Origin of the sequence: Bacillus sp. lyk4-R2A-2 (assembly GCF_030209735.1) — a bacterium.
In the GTDB taxonomy this organism is placed as follows: domain Bacteria; phylum Bacillota; class Bacilli; order Bacillales; family Bacillaceae; genus Bacillus; species Bacillus pumilus.
This window is the reverse complement of record NZ_JARVRK010000001.1, coordinates 116,084-133,751: the sequence shown is the minus strand read 5'-3', so window position 1 is coordinate 133,751 and position 17,668 is coordinate 116,084. Positions and strand designations below refer to the sequence as shown.

8 protein-coding genes are annotated in these 17,668 nt (G+C 44.0%); 5 read left to right on the top strand and 3 right to left on the bottom strand.

Going from position 1 to position 17,668, the window contains the following annotated elements; genetic code table 11:
• The first annotated feature begins 3 nt into the window (after positions 1–3).
• Complete coding sequence (locus QRN39_RS00610; RefSeq protein WP_284905717.1) at positions 4–8,199, top strand: non-ribosomal peptide synthetase; 8,196 nt, start codon at positions 4–6, stop codon at positions 8,197–8,199.
• Between the two features lie 6 nt (positions 8,200–8,205).
• Positions 8,206–8,946 (top strand): thioesterase II family protein, encoded by a 741-nt coding sequence (locus QRN39_RS00605; protein WP_212046361.1) that lies wholly within the window; start codon positions 8,206–8,208, stop codon positions 8,944–8,946.
• A gap of 35 nt (positions 8,947–8,981) precedes the next feature.
• Here QRN39_RS00605 and QRN39_RS00600 read toward each other — a convergent pair whose 3' ends face one another.
• Positions 8,982–9,896 carry a DMT family transporter gene (locus QRN39_RS00600; protein WP_251191141.1) on the bottom strand — a complete coding sequence of 305 codons (915 nt, stop codon included), beginning with the start codon at positions 9,894–9,896 and terminating at the stop codon, positions 8,982–8,984.
• A 130-nt stretch (positions 9,897–10,026) separates the two neighbouring features.
• On the opposite strand from QRN39_RS00600, the gene QRN39_RS00595 reads away from it, so the two are divergent.
• The gene (locus QRN39_RS00595; protein WP_251191140.1) at positions 10,027–11,364 is read left to right on the top strand and encodes an aminotransferase-like domain-containing protein; all 1,338 of its coding nucleotides are present in this window, start codon (positions 10,027–10,029) and stop codon (positions 11,362–11,364) included.
• Here the strand turns inward: QRN39_RS00595 and QRN39_RS00590 are convergent.
• Both QRN39_RS00590 and QRN39_RS00585 read right to left on the bottom strand, forming a co-directional pair.
• Positions 11,361–12,053: a 4'-phosphopantetheinyl transferase family protein gene (locus QRN39_RS00590; RefSeq protein ID WP_251191139.1), complete on the bottom strand. Its 693-nt coding sequence runs from the start codon at positions 12,051–12,053 to the stop codon at positions 11,361–11,363. The genes QRN39_RS00595 and QRN39_RS00590 overlap by 4 nt on opposite strands.
• 197 nt (positions 12,054–12,250) lie before the next feature.
• Positions 12,251–12,895 (bottom strand): YczE/YyaS/YitT family protein, encoded by a 645-nt coding sequence (locus QRN39_RS00585; RefSeq protein WP_044140485.1) that lies wholly within the window; start codon positions 12,893–12,895, stop codon positions 12,251–12,253.
• 535 nt (positions 12,896–13,430) lie between these two features.
• On the opposite strand from QRN39_RS00585, the gene QRN39_RS00580 reads away from it, so the two are divergent.
• The gene (locus QRN39_RS00580; protein WP_284905714.1) at positions 13,431–17,048 is read left to right on the top strand and encodes an isopeptide-forming domain-containing fimbrial protein; all 3,618 of its coding nucleotides are present in this window, start codon (positions 13,431–13,433) and stop codon (positions 17,046–17,048) included.
• Between the two features lie 6 nt (positions 17,049–17,054).
• On the top strand, positions 17,055–17,615 hold the full coding sequence (locus tag QRN39_RS00575) for a class D sortase (RefSeq protein ID WP_284905958.1): 561 nt from the start codon (positions 17,055–17,057) through the stop codon (positions 17,613–17,615).
• The last annotated feature ends 53 nt before the right edge of the window (positions 17,616–17,668 follow it).

The following is a 17,668-nucleotide window of genomic DNA, read 5'->3' as shown; positions in this document are numbered from 1 at the left end:
ACGATGTTAATGAGTAGAAGAAAAGGACATGCAGCAAATCATATCGTCAGAATCAACGGAAAACGAATCGATCTCAAAGCATTAGAACAGGTCGTGATGCTTCATTTTCCGTTAAAGGAATGTGCATTCATCCCGAAGAAAAATGAAGAAGGCAGCCTCTCGCTTGTGCTATTTGCACAGGCGAAGGACCCTTTGCTAGCAAGAGAGGATCTGATGACAGGCGCGCTTCACCCTGATGAAGTGCCAGCCGCTCTCGTCTTATTGCCTTCCTTGCCAAGGACAGAAAGTGGAGCGGTCGATACAGAAGCACTGCTTTCGATTGACATCATTGATGAAGAGAGTTTGAGAAAGATAGAAGATCGTACGAAAGCTATAGATGGAGTAGAGGAAGCGGCTGCTCTCATTGAAAGTCAGACAGAAAAACAAACGCCTTATCACCTAGATGATCTGTTTCCTAATCGGCAGCGTGCGCAAGGGAACGAATCGATCTCGAAGGATGAAGAGGGCGAAACAAAGCAAGCATCTTCTCATGAAAAGCCGCCTGCACTTGTGTATGGCGGGGATGTCATCAAAAAACCAGGCACACCTGTCACACTGACAGAGGTGCTGATTCGATCAGCCTTTATGTCACCTGACCGCGGGGTGACCTATATCAAAGAAGGCGGGCATACGTTGACCCAAACCTACCCTGAGTTACTCACAAACGCAGAACGGGTTCTGTCTGGTTTAAGGAAAGCAGGGCTGACAAACGGCGATCAAGTGTTACTACAATTGAAAGATCATCAAGATTTCATCACTGCGTTTTGGGGCTGTATTCTCGGTGGTATCATTCCGACTCCGGTTTCTGTACCGCCTGTTTATGATGAAACGAATCAAGCTGTGAACAAGCTGAAAGGCGTGTTTCGGCTGCAAAATGAACCGTTTATTATGACGAATGAAGCAAGTGCTGAGGACATTGCTGGGCTGCGTGAGTCATTTGAGGCAAAAGACATACCTATTTTAACAATCGAAACATTGCTCTCGTGTGAACCTGATGAACAGCATTATGAGCCAGAGCCAGATGAGCCTGTGCTTCAGCTGCTCTCTTCAGGAAGTACGGGTGTGCCAAAGTGTATCCGTCACAACCATCAAAGTATTTTATCTCGAATCATCTCCTTTGAGCAGACAAATGGCTTTACGCATGAGGATGTGTCGCTTAACTGGATGCCGCTTGATCATGTAGGAGGCATTGTCATGTTTCATGTGCATGACGTCTACTTTGGCTGCCAGCAGATTAGTCCATCCATCGATCAATTTATCGAGCGGCCGATGGTGTGGCTGGATTGGGTAGAAACATACGGCGTCACAAGGACATGGGCACCGAATTTTGCTTTTGCGATGATGAATGAATATGAGGACGACATTCGCAAGGGGAGCTGGGATCTCTCCACACTGACTTATATCATGAATGCAGCCGAAGCGGTTGTGCCAAAAGTAACGCAGCGCTTCATGCATATGATGGGTCAGCACGGATTAAGCCGTCATGCGATGGTGCCGGCGTACGGCATGTCTGAAACATCCTCAGCCATTGTTCAATCAAAGAAATTCATGCGGCATGGTGATCAGGATGGACAGCTGACGATTGATCAGACTTCGTTAACAGGTGAAATTCAATACGTGGCGCAAGATCATCCGCACAAAATGACGTTTACCGAAGTCGGTGCACCGATTCCGTCTGTATGGATTCGGATTGTAGACGAGCATCATCATGTGCTGTCAGAAGATCAGGTCGGGCGCTTGCAGGTGAAGAGTCCGACGATTATGATGGGCTATGATCAAAATGAGGAAGCCAATCAAGAGGTATTTGTGGAAAATGGCTGGTTTCACACGGGGGATTTAGGATTTATCCACGAAGGGCGTCTTGTTCTAACAGGCCGGGAAAAGGATATCATCGTCATCAACGGAGCCAACTATTTGAATTACGAAATTGAAGCAGTTGTGGAAGAGGTGGACGGGGTGGAAGTCACCTTTGCCGCTGCGTACGGCATCTACAATCCCGAATCAAGCAACGACACGCTTGCCGTCTTCTTTGTGACACAAAAGGATTCGCTAGAGGAACAAATCACGATGATTCAGCAGATCAGAGAGGCCATCATTCGTAAAATTGGCATAGAGCCCGATCACATCATTCCAGTGAAAAAAGACCAATTTCCGAAAACAGAAAGTGGAAAGATCCAACGTGCTCAGTTAGGCGCGGCGCTAAAAGAAGGGATATTCCGTGACATTGAAAGGGCACTGGACCTTGCTTCTGAAAATGAACAAACACTGCCAGATTGGTTTTTCAAACGCACTTGGGCAAAGGAGCGTATTGGTCCGTCTCAGCCTGCTGCTGATCATGTACTCGTTTTCGAGGATGAAAAAGGGCTTTACCAATCACTTTACGCCCATTTTGAAAAAAGAAATCAGCCCTATGTTTCTGTGAAAAAAGGACATGAATTTTTGCGTCTGTCCAAAGGGATGTACCAGATGAATCCGAGAATCAAGGGGGATTATGTCAGGCTCGTTGCAGCACTTGAAGCAGATGAATTAAAGACAGGGTGCATACTCCATTTGTGGAATGTGGCAGACAAAGAAGCCATTGTTGAGCCTGCGCAGTTCACAGAAATGCATGCGAGGTCCAATCAATCGATTTTGTACTTGTATCAAGCATGGAGGCAAGAAAACAAAGAGCCTGTCCGGCTTGTTGTGGTGACAAAGGGTGGTCAATTTGTAAGCCCTGAAGACGATCTTCATGTGGAGAAAACGTCGCTCGTTGGTTTATTAAAAACCATCCCGCAAGAATGGGAAGGAGCAGAGGTGTCCCATATTGATATTGAAGCGGAGCAAGTGGAGCAGGATGCAAAGCACATTGCTGATGAGCTGTCGGCGATTCATATAAAAGCAGAGGTGGCATACCGAAAAGGGCACAGGCTCGTACCAAAGCTGGAAAAAGTCAATATGATGAACGCACCTCAAACAGAAGGATTTTTAGAATATGAAGGACTTTATTTGCTGACCGGAGGACTCGGCGGTATTGGATTTGAACTGTCTAAGCAGATGCTCCAATTTGGCCTAAAGCTTGTATTGATTGGAAGGACTTCTTTGGAAGACAGCTTGGAAAAGAAAGAAGCGTTCTTACAGCTAAAAAGTCTCGGTGACGTTATCTATGTACAAGCGGATGTGACCGATTTAGCTGACGTGGAGCGGGCGATTTACAAAGCAGAAAAACATTTTGGTCAAACCATCCGGGGTGTGCTGCATTTAGCCGGTGCTGGCAATGTGTCAGAGCATTTTCAGCATGCGGATAAGTATACATTGGCGCATACGTCAGAAGAGGATTTTACAAAGGAACTGTCAGGGAAAGCAGACGGAGCGTTTGTCCTGCAGGAAGCCTTCAAGCATGATCCGGCAGTACCACTCGTCTTTTTTGGATCAGTAAATGGCTTTTTTGGCGGTACAACATTCGGGGCTTACTCTGCGGCCAACAGCTTTTTAGATGGACTTGCGCACACGCTCACCTTTCAAGAAGGAAGACGGGCGATCTCTTTAAACTTTAGTATGTGGGATAATCTCGGTTTGTCTAAGGGGCATACCGGCGCAGCCCTTACCGTCCGCAAGGGATTTCAATTGATTGGAAAGAAGCAAGGTCTCCATTCATTATGTCTAGGTGCTCGGGTGAATGAAGCGCATCTATTTATCGGACTAGATGGAGCCAATCCAGAAATCGCAGCGTATCTTCAGCCAGCGCCAATACCGACTTTTGAGAAAAAGCTTTTTTACACAGTTCAGCCTGGCAAAGAAGTGCATGTGGAAGATATCGCAGGCGGAACAAAAGGTGACTGGGATATTCAGCAAGTACAGGAAATACCGAAAAAACTAGATGGCTCTATTGATCATGAAGCCGTTAAGCTGAATCATCACAAAAATGGACAACCCCTTGAAAAACAATTGCCAGAAACGAAAACAGAGCAAATGCTTGCTGCCATATGGGAGGACATTTTAGACGTTGATCGTGTGTACAAAGAGGATCAATTCTTTGACCTTGGCGGACATTCATTAAAGGCGACTCAAACCATTTCTCGGATCAATCATGAGTTTTCAATCAAGGCGCCTTTAAAAATATTATTTGAAAGCAAGCATCTGGCACATTTGGCGCAAATGGTTGATGACATCAAAGAGGCACCTGCTGTTCAGGAAGCCAATATTCCAAAGCTGGAAAAGCGAACAAGCTATGAACTGTCACATGCTCAGAAGCGTATTTGGTTCTTATCCACATTGGAAAAGAGCCATCATTACAATATATTAGGTGCTTGGAAGCTGACAGGACAATTGCACATTCAAGCGTTAACAAAAGCGATTGGTCTCTTAACGAAACGTCATGAAGCACTACGCGCAACTTTTCAATCGCTTGGCGGCAAGCCAGTTCAACTGATACGTGAAGACCTTCCGCCATCTGTCACAGTTGCGAACTTCTCATTATTTAATGAAAAAACAAGAACGAGAAGACTCAAGCAGCTTATTCAGCAAGAAGCGAACCGCATTTATGATTTAGAAAGAGGGCCTCTTGCGCAGTGGACGATTGTGGATATGGGCAATGAAGAATTTTATCTTCTTTGCGCGCAGCACCATATCATTTCAGATGCATGGTCGCTCAGTCTGCTCATTCAGGAGTTAGAAATGGCATATGACGGGCTTCTTGCAGATGAAGCGCCGCAGCTCCCAGCGCTGGAAATTGAATGGACAGATTATGTCCATTGGGAAAATGAGCAAGTAATGCATCATCAAGTAGACCAAGCCTATTGGCTCGATCATTTACAAGGTGATCTTCCGGTGTTAGAGCTGCCGTTTGACCGTCCTCGCCCGCCAGTTCAAACATTTAACGGCGCTACAGAGCAAATCGTCTTGGAAGATACGCTTATCCGCCGTTTGCAGGCTTTGTCCAAGCAGCAGGGCACAACGCTGTTCATGACGATGCTGTCAGCGTACTACGTCCTGCTTCACAAGCTGTCCGGACAGACAGATATCATCATTGGTTCGCCGATCGCAGGGCGAGGTGCCAAGCAATCAGAGAAGCTTGTTGGAATGTTTGTGAATACACTCGCGCTGAGACAGGATATCTCCACAGCAGATACGTTTGCTGATGTCATGGAAAACGTGAAGGAGATGACATTAAAAGCCTTCGAGCATCAGCGTTATCCATTTGATAAGCTTGTCGATGATCTTTCATTAGATAGAGATTTAAGTCGATCGCCTATTTTCCAAGTGGCCATGGGCTATGTAACAGATTCGCTCCATGTCAATCTCAAAGGGCTGACAAGTGAACATGTGATGGTTCATCATACAGTGTCTAAATTTGATCTCACCTTACATGTATTTGAACAGGGGGATCAGCTGTCGATCCATGTGGAATACAATACAGATTTATTTGATCAAGAGACCATTCATCGTTATATGAATTATTATCTTCATCTGCTAGATGGTATGACAGCTCAGCCTGAACGTACATTTTCTGATTATTGCTTAATGGACAAAGCGGAACAGGCTGCGATGATCATAGGGAAAAACCAAACGGCTACGCCCTATCCAAAGCGCACCATTCAAGAGCTGTTTGAAGAACAGGTGCAGCGTGATCCGCACTGCATTGCCTTGTCTTATTTGGAAGAGCACATGACGTATCAAGAGTTGGATGAGAAGGCAACACAGCTTGCTGCTTACTTGCAATCAAAAGGAGTTGGACCAGGTTCACTTGTACCGATGCTTTTTGATCGTTCCTTTGACATGATTGTCTCAGTGCTAGGCATTGTCAAATCTGGTGCTGCATATGTTCCAATGTCACCAGAATATCCAGATGCGCGAATCCGCCTCATTGTTCGCGATACGCAAAGTGATGTGATCATCACTCAGTCTCATTTAATAGAGCGTCTAGTAGACTTTACAGGTACAAAGATTGAGATGGACAAGCCATTACCAGTAACAGATGCAGTGTATCAAAGAGAACAATCAATCATTGGAGAAGACCAGTTAGCCTATGTCAACTACACATCAGGCTCAACAGGTACACCAAAAGGCGTCATGCTCCCCCATGCAGGAGTTGTCCGTCTGGTTCGAAAAACAAACTATATAAAACTAGGTCCAGATGATAAGATGCTTCAGCTCTCAAACTATGCTTTTGATGCCTTTACATTTGAGTTGTGGGGCATGCTGCTGAATGGCGGTCAGCTCATTCTGATTCCGAAATATGCCGCACTGAATATGGATGAATTATCACGGCTGATCAAAGTGCATCAAGTGACAGCCAACTGTCTGCCAACCGCTTTATTCAATCGGCTGGTGGAGCACGATCCAAAAAGTGTAGCAGGCTACCGCACATTACTCGTTGGCGGAGAAGCGATGTCCAGTGAGCATGCACGAAAGGCACTGCCACATATGGAGGGTGTACTCATCAATGCTTACGGCCCAACAGAAAACACGACCTTAGCCACAACACATCAAGTCATGCACATGCCAGAGGAAGCAAGGTCAGTTCCGATTGGTGTCCCAGTATCGAATTCAACTGTTGTCATACTAGATGATGCGCTCAACCCAGTGCCAGCAGGCGTCAAAGGAGAAATTTACATCGGCGGCACAGGGCTGGCAAAAGGCTACCTTCATGATCCAGAGCGGACGCATGAACGGTTTATAGACAATCCATTCCCTGAACTAGGGGGAGACAGGCTGTATCGTTCAGGTGATCTAGGTACATGGCGTTCAGATGGCACCATTGAATATCTCGGCCGAAAAGACAACCTCGTGAAAATTAGAGGCTACCGGATTGAATGTGGAGAAATAGAGACAGCTCTCCTCAAGCATCCACAAGTAAAAGAATGTACAGTCATCGCCAAAACGTATGGCAGCTCAAAACGGCTGGCGGCCTACCTTGTCACAGACGGAGAGAATCCTGTTTCAGGCTGGAAAGCATTTTTACAGGAAAGCCTGCCAGGCTACATGATTCCAAGTTACTTTATTGTAATGGACGAAATGCCAGTCACAACAAACGGAAAGGTTGATCAAAAAGCACTGCCAGACCCAGCAGAAACGATCTCTCTTTCTCAAGGGGATGACAAACCAGTCACCGAAACACAGCAGCTGATTGTCACAGCTTTCAAGGACGTGCTTGGTGTCAAACAAGTAGGCATACATGACTCATTTTTTGATTTAGGCGGCGATTCAATTATGAGTATCCAAGCTGTTGCCAAATTAAAAGAACAGGGGATTCGTGTGGATCCAAAATGGATTTTCATGCATCCAGCGCCGGCTCAGCTAGCCGCACATGTGGACGCAATGCCAGAGGCCGGAGAGCACGTAGAAAGGTCTCCAAAGGACTACGTGATTGAGCTGAAAAAAGGCGATCCAGCCGTACCGAGGATTTTCTTTGCACCGCCTGCCGGTGGAACGGTGATGGGCTATATCGATGTGGCTAAGCTGATGACACATCAAGGCGCTGTGTACGCCTTGCAGTCTCCTGGCTTATATGAGGATGAAGAACCGCAATTCCTCCATTACACAGAGCTTGTGTCCATATTTGTTGAAGCCATTGAGACCTTCTATCGACCTGGTGTTGACTATCTAGCAGGGCATTCAATGGGCGGGCACCTTGCCTACGGAATGAATCAGCGGCTCTGCCATGCAGGAAAAGCGCCGAAAGGACTCATCATTTTAGATACCGTCCCTGTGTTAAGAGATGAGGCAGATCAGGCGCTCCATGCGGATATGAACGAAGAAGAAGTGAAAATGCTTGCGCTTGTCCTTGGAATGGGGAATCTTGTCGGCATCCAGCCAGAAGCATTACAAGGGCTGAGCTTCCAAGAAGTGAAGCAAAAAATACTCAAAGAGGCAGAAAAGGATGAAGTGGTTCATCAATTTATGAATGATCAGTATTTAGATAAATATTTGCAAATGCAAACGCATAATACAATCATGTCACAAGCCATTGAATTAGAAAAAGAACCATTCGATGTGCCGTTTTATATTGTACAAAGCAGTGATCACGCCATTGATTTTCAGAAGAAGTTCTCAGACTGGGAGGCTTATACGAAAGGATCATGCTCGTATTATCACATCAAAGGAGACCATGTCACCATGATGAAAAGGCCGCAGGCAGATGAACTGGCACGGATTCTTCAAACGATGATAAAGGGGTAAGAACATATGAACCATTTATTTAAAACCTTTGAAAAAAAATCAGACCTTATTCAACTTATTTGTTTTCCTTTTGCAGGCGGTTATTCCGCCTCGTACCGCCCGCTTTTTGAACAGCTAAAAGGCACTGCCGAAGTAACAGCAGCAGAGCCCCCAGGTCATGGAACCAATCTCATGCCGCTCGAAACGAGCATTGACCGATTGGCTGAGCTATACAAAGAAGGGCTCATGGGTAACTTGAACCGCCCATTTATCCTGTTCGGACATTCCATGGGAGGACTTGTTGTGTATAGACTGGCTCAGCTGCTAGAAAAGGAAGGAATCGATCCTGCAGCAGTCGTGATCTCGGCTATTCAGCCGCCGCAAACAAAACGACAGATCCTGACCCATTTATCGAATGAAGCATTTGTTCAGCATATTGCCGAAATGGGCGGGATTCCAAAGGAATTATTAGAGAACAAACCAATGATGGATTACTTTACGCCGTCCTTACGTGCAGACTATCAGGCGCTGGAAACCTTCCAGCACAAAGATCAATCCATCATCGAAACACCCGTTTATTTATTCAATGGAACAAAAGATGAAAAATGCATGAAAGATGCAAATGGCTGGCTGCCATGGGCAAAAACCATCGAACGCACCAATTTCGAAGGAGGGCACATGTATATCAACACACACCTCGAGCCCTTCGCAGAACAGATGAGACATGTGATTGACGTTGCAAGCAAACAACAATTAATGAAACTTTAAAAGAAAGCGGTCCTCCTTAAAGGGACCGCTTTTTCTTATGAATTCCGCTTTTTCACCACATTCCCGCCAATCACTCCGCCAATGACCAGCACACCTCCGATGAGATGATACCAATCGATTGTTTCATGTAAAATGAGAACCCCAGCGGCAACTGTAATAAACGCAGATAAATTGTTAAAGATGCTGACCTTTGCCGCTTCAAGCTGAGAAAGGGCATAGTTTGATAAATATGCCGTGAGAAGTGATGAAAGAATGCCTAAAAAGAGCATTGACCATACAAAGGATGGTTGTGTAAATGGGCTGAAAAATTGCGGCATTGTCCCGTTTACTGAATGCTGGATGAGCGCAGCGGCATTGAAGAAGACAAATCCAAAGAATGTCATCACGAAAGTGAGTTCAATCACATGGAAGCGCCGTGTAATCACTCGGGCAAATACACTGTATGCACTGGAGGATAAGGCTGAAAGTAATATCAGTCCATAGCCGATCATGTGTGAATGCTTCACATCAATTCCCTTCATGACAAAGAGAAGCATCACCCCGCACACTGAAAGAATGGTAAACAGCACTTGGATCCATGTCGCGCGTTCCTTTAAAAACCACGCGGCAAGCACCATCGTCAGAATGGGGATCGTTGCCTGAATAATACCAGCCTCTGACGAAGAGGTATACATCAGCCCCCATACTTGAAAAGCAAAAAACAACACAGGATAAAGCAAGGAAAACGGTACGATGTAGAGAAGATCACGCCATTGAATGGAGAGGCGGATCTTCTTTCGTAAAAATGGATAAAGCAATAGTGCGGCTGCAAAAGAAACTGTAAAGCGGTGTGCCAATAAATCAATCGGATTTGCTGATTCTAATGCAACTTTGACAAACAAAAATGAAAAACCAATGATCGTGGCGTAGCCTATCGCGGCAGCATACGCTTTCTGTTTTGAAATGTCCACAATTTGACTCCTTATACAAGCATGCATGCTTCAGTTGAATTGACCGGTTCTGTTCTTCTATCGTAATCGGATCATCTAAAGTGTACAATAAGAGAACATGATATCTGTACCGGTACAAGGAGGAAGTGGTGTGAGGAAATATGATCAGCTTGTTCTCAGCTTAAAAGAGAAGATGACGTCTGGTGAATACCATGCAGGCATGAAGATCCCCTCCATTCGCCATTTGGCGGCTCAATATGCAGTGAGTAAAAGCACTGTCATCAAAGCACTAGACACATTAGAACGTGAACATCTGCTGTATTCTGTAGAAAGAAGTGGCTATTATGTCGTGAAAACAAAGCAGTCAGCGGGGAAACAGGATAGCACATGGATTGATTTTGCTTCATCTGCACCTGATCCCGTCGTGTTTCCATATGTTGATTTCCAGCACTGCATCAACCAAGCCATCGATTTGTATCAAAATGACTTGTTTATATACGGCACATCCAACGGATTACCCTCGCTGCTGCCAGTCATTTCTAAGCGATTAATGGATTATCAAGTGTTTGCAAATCCAGAACAGATCGTTATGACTTCTGGTATTCAGCTGGCGTTATCCATTTTAAGCACCATCCCTTTTCCGAATGGCAAACAGACCATATTAGTCGAACAGCCAGGCTATCATCTATACCTTCAATATTTAGAAAAAAATCAACTGCCTGTACGGGGGGTTCAGCGGACGGAAAAGGGGATTGATCTTCAAGAATTGGAGCGTATCTTTCGAGAAGAGGAGATTCGTTTTTTCTATACGATGCCAAGGTTTCAAAACCCGCTTGGAACGAGCTTGTCAAAGCAGGAGAAAAGAGCGATTGCAGCTCTTGCCGAGACATATGACGTCTATATCGTTGAAGATGATTACATAGCCGATTTAGAATTCGACGCAAAAAGAGACCCGATCTATTCGTACGATCAGGCGGGGAAGGTCATTTATTTAAAAAGCTTCTCCAAAATCATCTTTCCAGGACTTCGAACAGGAGCGGTCGTCTTACCTGAGGAACTGATTAGACCTTTTAGCGAACACAAACGGCTCATTGACATCGACAGCTCCATGCTGTCACAGGCAGCCTTAGAAATATATTTAAAAAGCGGGATGTTTGAACGGCATCGAGACAGGATGCGGGCGACCTATCGCAACCGATCCAAACAACTAGTGACATGCCTGAAAAGCGATCAAATCGCTTATCAACTGGGAGAAGAGGAGCCAGCTACTCATACACATGTACGTTTCGATCGGTCAATTCCGATGAACCAGCTCATTCAGCAGCTGAAAAAGGCATCTGTTTCCATTCAGTCAATCGACCGCCATTATCTGTCGACTTATCAAAAAGACCCCATTCTTCAGTTGAACATTTGGCATGTGAAAGAAGAGCAAATCACACGTGGAGTCGATTTGATAAAGACAGCATTTCAGCAAATTGGGCGATATTAAAGACGAGACAGTACATCACTACAAGAGAGTATCTCAACACGTTCAGCCGCAGAAGGCTTTCGTGTACACACCGCCATTTGGTAGGTAGGATCGAGTGAGTATATTTGAACAAAGCAGGGCGCTTCATGATCAGGTAATGCAAGCGTCGCCTGTCCATCCTCTGACAGGCGGGCTGTAAAGGACGAAAGACCATAAGATAATCCCTTTCCAGTCAGCTTGATAAAGGCCTCCTTCATTGACCATAAATGAAAGAAGTAGGCTTCCTGCCGTTCTGCCGGTTGTGAAAGTAAATCCTCATACTCATCTGCTGAAAAAAATCGTTTAGCAATCGCTAGATCAATCGGTTTGATCTCCTCAATATCAATACCTACAGGTGCATCATCTATTGCGCATACGACCCAATCACCAGAGTGAGAAAGATTAAAATGAAAAGAAGGAATGTGACGGACGACAGGCTTACCATTGCCCTCTGTTTCAAAAACGATCTCATCAAAAGGCAGATCGTACATATCATGGATCATCTGACGAACCAGCACCTCACCTAACAAGGTCCTTCTTGCATCGACCAAAAAGCGAAAGCGCTCAGCCGCGGCACGTTTTTCAGCTGAAACAAAGGGTTTCAATTGATCGATTTGTTTTCGTGCATGGATGTCATCTAAATGCTGTAATTGGATAGCGAAAATCTTCATAATGAACCTCTAATTTTTTACATTGATTGTACCATTGGAGAGCGCCGTACAAAAGGGAAACAGACCTCCTTTTCAGCGAAAGCTCAAAATGACAGGAAGTGGAAGGGGTGGGTTGATTTCCTCTTATGAATATAAGAATATTCTGTTTATTTATTTTAACACAAGAAAAGCCATTCCTTATGTAGAATGGCTTGTTCTTATCGGATAAGCGTCTGAACAGGTTTCTCTGCTGTTTTTGTAATAAGCAGCTGCAGGAGCCGTGTCGATTGCGGCAAGGAGAACCGAAGGACGAGGCCTGTGAAAATAGCCGTCAGAATCGTGCCAACGCCAATCGGCCCGCCGAGCATCCATGCAAATAAAAGCACTGTTAACTCAATGCCATTTCGCACCCACTGCACGTTCAATCCTGTTTTCGCTGAGATGAGCAGCATTAATGAATCCCTTGGCCCGGCGCCAAGGTTCGCTGAGACATAAATGCCAACACCATAACCTGAAACCACAACGCCCGTAATAAACACATATAAAGCGGGTAAATATCCATGTGGTGCAGGTAAAACCGCATTAAAGAAATCTATAAACATACCAATCAGCACCATGTTTAGTAATGCGCCGATCTTTGGAAATGATTTTGTAAAGACAGAAGTCAGTGTCACAATGAGTGCACCAATAATGATGGACCATTGTCCAATCGTGAGTCCAAAGTGCTGAAACAGTCCGTAGTGGAAAGCGTCCCAAGGACCAATGCCTAGAATCTTTCCTTTCACTGTCAGCGATAGTCCAAAAGCTAGTACGATCAATCCAACAAAATAAAAAAACCAACGTAAAAGATGTTCCCGCTTCAAAAGCTTTCCCTTCTTTCTTAAACACTCGAATTCAATCGTAACATACTCCCATGCCCCTTTAAATGGCTTTGCTCAATTGTAATCGCTTACTTATAAAAAGAATTTTTTCGCATCGTAAAAGGTCAAAACAAGAGCAAGACTTTCGACTTGTTTTTTTTAACAAAGTGAACCAATCATTCCCTTTTTTTAAGATAAAATGAAAAAAATTCAATATATACTGACAAAAAAATAAGCATCACCCAATTAAAGAATATTTATCTTTAAATAGAAAGGATTGTATGTAATTCACATTATAAGACCTGTTTGGAAAATAGATAGATGAGGAATTTCGGGATGGAAAAAGGTTATTTTATTGGAAAAACATAAGCAAATCAATCATCGGGAGGTATTTAGTTCAAAATGTCTATTTTTGTCGAAAATAGTCATTTAGTCCTGTTGAGGCTTTTGAAATCTTACTGATATTCTTTACCAAAGTGTGGGAGGTGAACTGGTACATACCATTATGATTAAAGCAGGGAAAAGGGGATGTCAAAAAATGAATATATTAAAAAGAACGAGTCAATTATTTCTTATATTGGTGTTGATTGCTGGAAATTTATTAACAGTCTCACCACCTGTTACGAAAGCCGCTGGGACGGTGGTTGTCAATAACACAGATTCCTACATGATTGGAAATGGTAAGTTAGTTCTTTATCAGCTTGATGGGCAAAACCCAACAAACGTAAAGGCTAGTGTACAGGTGAAGGGAATTAATTCGTCTGTAGTGAACGGTGTTGCTGTGAATGATCAAGAAAACACAGTGTATGCAACTACGACAGCAAGTGGAGAGCCAGTTCTTTATAAAATAAATGCGACCACTGGACAAGCAGAGCGTGTAGGTGTTTTAGGCGGAAGAGCGCCAAATGCCGTTGTTTATAACGGTAAATATATTCATTCGTATGCGGTTGGTGGAGAACCCTACCTTGCAACGTACGACTTAGCAACTGGTCAAAAAACGGCCAAGAAAATTGCCGGTTATGACGTTGGCCCTGGCATTGGCGGAGACATTGGCGGAGACCTTGTAGTCGATAAGGATGGCTATCTTTGGTTCGCATCTAATACCAGTGGGTCCATTGCGCAAATGAATCCTGAAACAGCTGAAGTCATTCGAGTGATTCCAATCACAAATGCAGATGGTAAACCTATTGAGGGAGGAGTACGAGGAATTAGCTTTTTGCCAAATGGACAAATGCTATTACAATCAGGAAAAGATGACTCTATCGGTCATTCTACTCTTTTCACACTTGATGCGAAAACATTAAGTACAACATATATGGGCACTGCAGGTGATTCATTATCTTACGACTTAGCTTCAAGGGTGAAGCCCGAATTTGATCCATATCCTCCTAACCTTGAATCAGAAAAATCTGTTGCCTTACAGAAAAAAGCAGAAGGCAACACAGATGAAAAGAATCCAGAAGTAGGCGACACTTTGCTTTATACAATTAGAGCAAAAAATACGGTGCAATACGGTATTCTTAAAAATCTGACCATATCAGATAACCTTCCGAGCAGCTTAGCCTATGTTCCAGGCTCACTTAAGGTGGATGGCGCAGGCGTAACAGATGCGAAAGACCAAGACAAAGGTGATTTTACAAACGGTACTGTTACAGGTCAAATAGGTGATGTGAAAGACACCGATTGGCACACCGTGACATTTGAAGCGAAAGTAGCAAAAGGTCAAGCTGGCAAAGATATTCAAAATACAGCCAATGTCAAAGGGGAAAACACACCGCCAGACAAACCAACAACAAACATAGAAATTTATCCTCGTGATCCAAAGCTTGAATCAGAAAAATCAGCGGTCTTACAGAAAAAAGCAGATGGTAATACAGATGAGAAGCACCCAGAAGTAGGCGACACATTACTGTATACCATTCAAGCCCGTAACACTGTTGAAGACAGCTTCATTGAAGATCTTGTGATTTCTGACAAGTTACCTCAAGGGTTATCATATGTACCAAATTCTCTACAGATAGATGGGAATCCAGTCACAGATGCAAAAGATGGCGACAACGGTGATATGACAGATGGAACTGTCACTGGAACGTTCGGTGAAGTGAAAGATGCGAAATGGCATACCGTGACGTTTGAAGTCGCAGTTGAAAAAGGTCAGGCAGGCAAAGACATTCAAAATACAGCGAGTGTCACAACCGGCAACACACCGCCAGACGAGCCGACAACGAATGTAGAAATCTATCCTCGTGACCCGAAGCTGACTTCTGAAAAATCAGCCGTCCTGCAGAAAAAAGCAGATGGTAATACAGATGAGAAGCATCCAGAGGTCGGTGATACCCTTCTTTATACGATTAAAACAAAGAATACGATAGAAGACAGTCTCGTTAAAAACTTAGTGATCTCAGATGAACTGCCAGAAGGATTAGCATATGTGCCAAATTCACTTGAAGTAGACGGACAAGCGGTGACAGATGAGCAAGATCAAGACAATGGGGATGTCACAAACAGAACCGTATCAGGACAATTCGGTGACATTCAGGATACAAATTGGCATACCGTGACGTTTGAAGTGACGGTTGAAAAAGGACAGTCTGGTAAAGACATTCAAAATACAGCGAGTGTCACAGGTGAAAATACACCACCAGACGATCCAACAACAAAAACAGAAATCTATCCGCGTGATCCAAAGCTTGAATCAGAAAAATCAGCGGTTTTGCAGAAAAAAGCAGAAGGTAACAAAGATGAGAAACATCCAGAAGTAGGGGACACCCTTCTTTATACGATTAAAACAAAGAACACGATAGAAGACAGTCTTGTTGAAAATCTAGTGATCTCAGATCAATTACCAAAAGGGTTGGAGTATGTCGCTGGTTCTCTTGAGATTGATGGAGAATCCGTCACAGATGTGAAAGATGACGATAGCGGTGAGTACACAGATGGAAAGGTCACGGGGTATTTTGGCGATGTGAAGGACACGGACTGGCACACTGTGACGTTTGAAGTGACAGTTGAAAAGGGACAGGCTGGTCAAGACATTCAAAACACAGCCGAAGTAACAGGTGAAAACACGCCGCCAGATGATCCAACAACGAAAACAGAAATTTACCCTCGTGAACCAAAACTAGCATCAGAAAAGGATGCAAGCATTCAGAAAAAAGCTGAAGGTAACACAGATGAAAAGACACCTCAGGTAGGAGATACCCTTCTTTATACGATCAAAACAAAGAATCTTGAAGAAGACAGCATCGTTAATAATTTAGTCATCGCAGATCAACTGCCAGAAGGTCTTGAATACGTCGAAGGGTCATTAAAAGTAGATGACCAAGCCGTCACAGATGCAAAAGATGACGACAACGGAGACTACACAAAAGGCACAGTAACCGGTCAATTTGGCGATATCAAAGACACGGACTGGCATACAGTGACGTTTGAAGCGAAAGTCGCTAAAGGCCAATCAGGTAAAAGCATTCAAAACACAGCGAAAGTAACAGGCGAAAACACACCGCCAGATGAGCCGACAACCGAAACAAAAATTAATCCAAGAGATCCAAAGCTTGAATCAGAAAAAACATCTGAGATCTCTCAAAAAGCAAAAGGTAATACAGATGAAAAACAAGTTCAAGTAGGCGACACCCTTCTTTACACCATCAAAACAAAAAATAGTGTAGAAGATAGTGTCATCAAAGATCTAGTCATCGCAGATCAACTGCCAGAAGGTCTTGAGTATGTCGAAGGGTCATTAAAAGTAGATGGACAAGCTGTCACAGATGCAAAAGATGACGACAACGGAGACTACACAAAAGGCACAGTAACTGGCCAATTTGGCGATATCAAAGATACGGACTGGCATACGATTACTTTTGAAGCGAAGGTCGCTAAAGGATATGAAGGTAAAACCATTCAAAATATCGCAGTTGTGAAGGGTGAGAATGTGGACGAACCAGACAAACCTGAAAACTCCACAACGGTAGAACCGCCGCATGTGCCAGAGGTGCCAGGGAATCCAGAACAGCCTTCTCATTCAGAACCGGATACACCTGGTCATCATCTTCCGAACACTGCAACAGCGATGTACAACCTTTTACTAGCAGGATTTGCACTTGTGCTAATAGGTGCCTCCCTTATTGTATGGAAAAGAAGAAAAAGAAACGAATAATTGTCCATGTTTCAAAAAATCATCTCAACTCTATTGATCACAGCAGGTATTTGTCTTGTAATGATAGGATATATGAGGATCGTTGATGGGCAAAGGCAAGTAGATCAATCTTTCCAGTCTGCACAAGCAGCCATCCAGCAAAAGGGGCAAACAGATTCCCCTTTTGTCCCGAAGGCTGGTGAAACCATTGGGCTCTTGCACATTCCAAAGTTAAATGCTGAGTTACCAATTGTAGAAGGAACAGAAGCGGAGGATTTAGCAAAGGGCGTTGGTCATTATCACGAAAGCTATTTACCTAATGAACAAGGACAAATCGTTTTATCTGGGCATCGTGATACTGTGTTTAGACGAACAGGAGAACTGGTGAAAGGGGATCAACTCGTCATTGAGCTTTCATACGGTCGATTTACCTATGAAATTGAGAAAACAAAGATTGTGAAGAAAGATGATCAAAGTATTATTACACTACAACAGGAAAAGGAAGAACTTGTCCTCACAACATGCTATCCTTTTTCTTTCATTGGTCCTGCACCAAACAGATATATCATATATGGGAAGCGTGTTTAGCCACTGGATCAGCCTGCAGCTTATCCTTTCATGAACCGATTGGAGCGCTTCAT